The 519-nt window shown below is 38.9% G+C and carries 2 protein-coding genes; both read left to right on the top strand.

Annotated elements, in window-relative coordinates; genetic code table 11:
- Positions 1 to 204 (top strand): hypothetical protein (locus tag CG11_RS30590; protein WP_197043971.1); only part of this gene is annotated, 204 nt, incomplete at its 5' end.
- A gap of 45 nt (positions 205 to 249) precedes the next feature.
- Positions 250 to 489 carry a hypothetical protein gene (locus CG11_RS26390; RefSeq protein WP_052599934.1) on the top strand — a complete coding sequence of 80 codons (240 nt, stop codon included), beginning with the start codon at positions 250 to 252 and terminating at the stop codon, positions 487 to 489.
- Positions 490 to 519 lie beyond the last annotated feature (30 nt).

Here is a 519-nt window from a genome sequence, read left to right as displayed (position 1 = left end):
AATCCCATCAAAGAGCTCTATGATTTGGATCCTGCTCGTTTTATGGCAACGGTCAAAGCCTACAAAGTCAAATATGGCGTGGACATCACCATTCCTATGAAAGCTTGTCATGTGGATTGTAATCTAAAAACAGGCATCAACAGCTTGAGTTATTTTGACTTGATTTATCAACGCATCCAGCAATTGCAAGCCGTGACCAGCTAGTTAATCCTTTATTTTATCACCTTCTTTTTTTAATTGTCAATCATCATGTTATCAAAACCTTCGTATAAAATAGCGGGCATTTTCTTTGTTGTGGCTCTTTTGGGAGTGGGCACTTTCTTCTATCTCAAGAAAAAGAAAGCCGAAAAACAAGCAGCTGAAAAAGCAGCTCCAAAGAAAACGACCAACAAAGATTTGACTAAAAATGCCCCAGCGCCTCAAACCACCAGTGCTCAAGCCAAAAACTTGGAAGTAGCAGGAGGAGAAAACCAAGATCAACCCATTTAACATGAAAGAAAAACTGATCCAATATCAAAA

Source organism: Aureispira sp. CCB-QB1 (assembly GCF_000724545.1).
Lineage (GTDB): Bacteria > Bacteroidota > Bacteroidia > Chitinophagales > Saprospiraceae > Aureispira.
Note: the sequence above shows the minus strand (reverse complement) of the source record. Positions and strands in the feature narration are given on the sequence as shown.